Origin of the sequence: Winogradskyella psychrotolerans (genome assembly GCF_018860545.1) — a bacterium.
Lineage (GTDB): Bacteria > Bacteroidota > Bacteroidia > Flavobacteriales > Flavobacteriaceae > Winogradskyella > Winogradskyella psychrotolerans_A.
Window position 1 is genome coordinate 1 of the sequence record NZ_JAHKPN010000047.1, and the last position, 4,367, is coordinate 4,367.

The 4,367-nt window shown below is 30.0% G+C and carries 3 protein-coding genes; all 3 read right to left on the minus strand.

Going from position 1 to position 4,367, the window contains the following annotated elements; translation table 11 throughout:
• Positions 1 to 1,579: 1,579 nt before the first annotated feature.
• Positions 1,580 to 2,446 carry a DUF6624 domain-containing protein gene (locus tag KO515_RS15920; protein ID WP_179354748.1) on the minus strand — a complete coding sequence of 289 codons (867 nt, stop codon included), beginning with the start codon at positions 2,444 to 2,446 and terminating at the stop codon, positions 1,580 to 1,582.
• Positions 2,447 to 2,592: 146 nt separating this feature from the next.
• Positions 2,593 to 3,435: a toxin-antitoxin system YwqK family antitoxin gene (locus tag KO515_RS15925; protein ID WP_215937330.1), complete on the minus strand. Its 843-nt coding sequence runs from the start codon at positions 3,433 to 3,435 to the stop codon at positions 2,593 to 2,595.
• Between the two features lie 131 nt (positions 3,436 to 3,566).
• Positions 3,567 to 4,202, minus strand: coding sequence for a hypothetical protein (locus KO515_RS15930; RefSeq protein ID WP_215937331.1), 636 nt, complete (start codon positions 4,200 to 4,202; stop codon positions 3,567 to 3,569).
• Positions 4,203 to 4,367: the final 165 nt, after the last annotated feature.

Below are 4,367 nucleotides of genomic sequence, written 5' to 3' on the forward strand. Positions count from 1 at the left end.
TTTGTAGCGTTGTTTCAGCAAGTAAGTTAGCAAATAATAATCGAAATAGAAAAACCGCGAGGTTTTTCGTGAGTAGGCTAGAAGCAGCTATAAATTATATACATTGTTAGCTAACGTTTTTTCTTTTTATGTGCTACTCCTTTGTGTATTTCCGGACGATTTGTTTTTCAGACGTTGATTCATTGTTTACTTAAATATCAAAAAAATCTCCGAATTATTATTCCGTTCTTTTCCGCAAAGAGAATCAGTTTTGATTTTCGGCCGAAAATTTGTGATATCAGAAACGATTGATTTAAATAAACTAATTTCAGATTTTTTAAGCAGCGAACAGTTCAGCCGTACTTTTTGCCATTCCGCTTATCAGCCAAAGGTTGAGGATTGCTATAATATTGATGTAATGATCAGAAGTTGGGTAAGCCTAAATTCGCGCGTAACGTTCCACAAGAGTAAAAAATTCCGGCGTAATATTTTTTAAGGTTCTACTTTAAATTCCAACTTAGTTTTTTAAAGCAAATAAGCACAGAACTTGGTAAAAGCCTTGAAATTGTTGACACGCGCAAAATGTTTGCTAACGGTTTTGTATATGGTTTGTTGCGTGGTTTATGCACTAAAGTTAGCAAATAAAAACCGAATAGAAAATCCGTGAGGATTTTCGTAAGTAGGCGAGAACCAGCAATAAATTATATACGGTGTTACCCAACGTTTTTATTCAGATTTGTTGGATTATAAGTCCGGTTAAAATCAGAATAAAGTCAGTGAGTAACGCTGTTTTTATATTTATTTTTTTCATTATTAGATTAAATCCGATTACAATTCCGATAATAGCAAATATGGAATTCATTATCAAAATCCAATTTGGAATATAAAAAGTCGGATGAAATTCCGTGAAATGATACCTGTACAAAAGGTTAAGACTAAACCAAGTCCAGAATAAATTGACAAGAATTATTATCAGACCAATTATTTTCCCTTGTTTTAAAAAAATTAGACACGAAATAGTTGTCAAAATCAGAATTCCAATTGTTCCGAAAATCATTAAATCTATCCACATTCCAACGTTGTGAATTCCTGCTGCAAATTTATTTAATAAAGGTTCAGATGTGAATAATAGCAGTAAAGTTAGAAGTATAAATACTCCTAAATGAATTAATATAATTTTCTTTTTCAAGAACATTTAGTCGCTTGGTATTGTTACAAAACCTGTCCAAATCATAACTATATAAATCAAACACATTATTGATGCTCCTTTAAAAAATAAATTAAAAATTTTAAAAATGATTGGCGCTTTTTCAACCAATCCAGTATTATTCTTGATATGAAAACTTTTTAGTTTTCCAGTAATTATTGGTCCGACTATTCTAAAGAAGAAAAATCCGAAAACAAAAAATAATGAAAGTCCAATTTTAAATTTCAATTTCTGCGGTTTTTTGGTTAATGTTGGGTAACGTGATTGTGTATGATTTCGTTGCGTGGTTAAGCATTAAAGTTAGCAAATAAATCACAGATAGAAAGTCCGCGAGGACTTTCGTAAGTAAGCTATAACTAGCAATGAATTATACACGGTGTTCTACGCAGTTTTTTATTCAGATTGTTCTACATTAAATTCAATGTTCCAGTTCTTTACATACTCAGATAATGGTCCAAGTCCAACTTCTGTTCGCCTTTTATCTACATTTTCAGGTTCTTTTAAATCGTAAATCATCCATTCTCCAGTATCTTGATTTTTAGAAATCTGAGAACCGTAAATTTGAGGTTTTCCATCCATCATTAAAATCCGGTCTTCCATTAAAGCGATTTGGCTTTTTCTTATATTTCCATTTTCAGCGGATTCTTTTAACTGTGGTAAATATTTTTTGCGATGAAAATTATCTGCGTGTTGAAATACTAACCAAATAGTAGACATTTGTTCGGTCGAAACATTTTCCAAACTAGGCATTCCACATTTTTCAATTATGCTGACTACCTTAACTAAATTGTCACGGTCTATTTTTGGGTCTATTCCTTTGCCATTTTTCCGCATATCTTGGTCTAAAGAATGAACATTGGTCAATATATTCTGAATTTCGCTACAATCAATATTTATTAGTTTTATTGGCTCAACTATTTCTTTTTTATAAATCTCAATTATTTGTTTTCGTAAATCTTTATCTTTTTGATTTGCCTCTCTAATAACAACTATTTCTGGTTGGTTTTTATCATTAAAATACGTGTCGTATGCATACTTTATATCTGATGAAATTTTTGCCATTGAGTCAGCAGAAATAGTTTCTCCTTTTTCGTTTTTAAAAATAACGTTATCATAATTGTAGGTTTTTCTTTTTTCGGCAATCTCTATTTGGTCACTTTCAGTTAATTTCCTTAAATCATCTGGAACATATTTTTTATCGGTATTGCAAGATGAAATTAACATTGCAAGTAAGAGATGAAAATAGATTTTGTAATTCATTAAGTTGGTTTTTAAATTGCGTAGAACGTGTTTGTATATGGTTTGTTGCGTGGTTTAAACACCTAATTTAGCAAATAAAAACCGAATAGAAAATCCGCGAGGATTTTCGTAAGTAGGCTAGAACTAGCAATAAATTATATACGGTGTTAGCCACTGGCTTTTTTTATTTCAGTTTCTATTAATTTTCCTTCTTTCCAAGTTTCAATTTTTGTTACTTCACCTTTTTCATTAAAGTAATATTGTTTGTCAATTGGCTCATCGTCCTTAAAAATTCCCTCGTACTTTGTATTTCCGTTTTCGTAAAACTCTCGATAAACTCCGTTTTTGTCGTAGTCAATAATTTCCGATTCGGTTTTTAAGAATCCATTTTGATAATATTCTTTTAAACTCTCTTTTTCAATGTCATCTTCTAATTCTTGAATTGTTCTTTGAATTTTTAAAGAACCATTCTCATAATATTCGGTTTCGACAGTTTTTTTCAAATGATTTTCTTCGTGTTCGCTGTATTCATATGAGTAGGTCGATATTTTTTCCAAAAGTCCATTTTCATAGAATTCTTGTGTGTTCATTTGCTTATCTGCGTGATAAAAGTCTATCCAATACAATTTTCCATTTTTTGTATAATTGAAAAAATTGCCTTGTTTAAAGCCACAATGATAATTGTATTTAGATTCTAAAACTCCATTTTCATAATAATCTTTCCATTCTCCGTGTTTATTTCCTCTTTTTATTTTGGAACTATTTCCAACTCCACATCCACCAGCATAAATTTTCACATAATTAGTTTCGTATAAACAATTACTAAGTTCTCCTGTAGTTTTAATTTGTCCATTTTTATAATATTCAGTGTATTTTCCTATTAACACACTATCAATTAAAAATCCTTCAACTTTAATTTGTCCATTATCATATTTTTCAACGTACTCAGTTTGCGAGTAAATCAAACTCGAAACTATGATGGTAAAAATAAATGATAATTGATATTTCATAGAGTTGCTTTTCAGCTTGTGGCTAACGTGTTTGTGTATGGTTAGTTGCGTGGTTAAGCCTTAAAGTTAGCAAACAAATCACAGATAGAAAATTCCAGCGGAATTTTCGTAAGTCGGTAGTGACCAAGCAATTAATTATACACGGTGTTGTGTGTAGTTATTTCTCCATTCGGAATAATTGGTTCAGAATTTTTATAATATTCCATTCCTTTCCAATTAAAATTAAAATCATTTTTTCCAATACCAACGTTATTAGGATAAATACTTGTATTGTCACTATCGCAAATCATATTTACGTCATATACTGATAATTGTTTAAATTCTCCATTAGAATCATACTCAAACTCAAATTCCACGTTCAAATCGTAGAAGTAATAATATTTCCATAATGATTTGTTTGTCCTGTCATTATCTTCATTATTGTTCTCATATATTGGCAACAAGTTTCCATTTTCAATTACTATAACACTTCCTCCGGATTTTATATTATGCTTATTTATGTAGAAATTGAAAAATTTACAATAATTACCTTTTCTTTCTTGTAATTGACAAAATTCTATTATTTCAAGATTAGGATAATTCTCAAAAAATAGTTTGGTTTCCAACTCGCTTTCTATAAAAGCATTTAAAGAATCTAATTCAGAATTTTGGTAAGTCTCAATTAATCTAAAACTTCCATTTTCATTCAATTCAGCCTTATGATAGTCCTTATAATTTCGTAGCTCTTTTTCCAAAAACTCTTTTCCATTAAAATCAAAATATTTCATTGCAGACTGACGTTTTTTTAATTACACACAACGGTTTAGTATATGATTTGTAGCGTTGTTTCAGCAAGTAAGTTAGCAAATAATTACCGAAATAGAAAAACCGCGAGGTTTTTCGAAAGTAGGCGAGAGGCAGCTATGAATTATATACATCTTAAGTTTGATTTC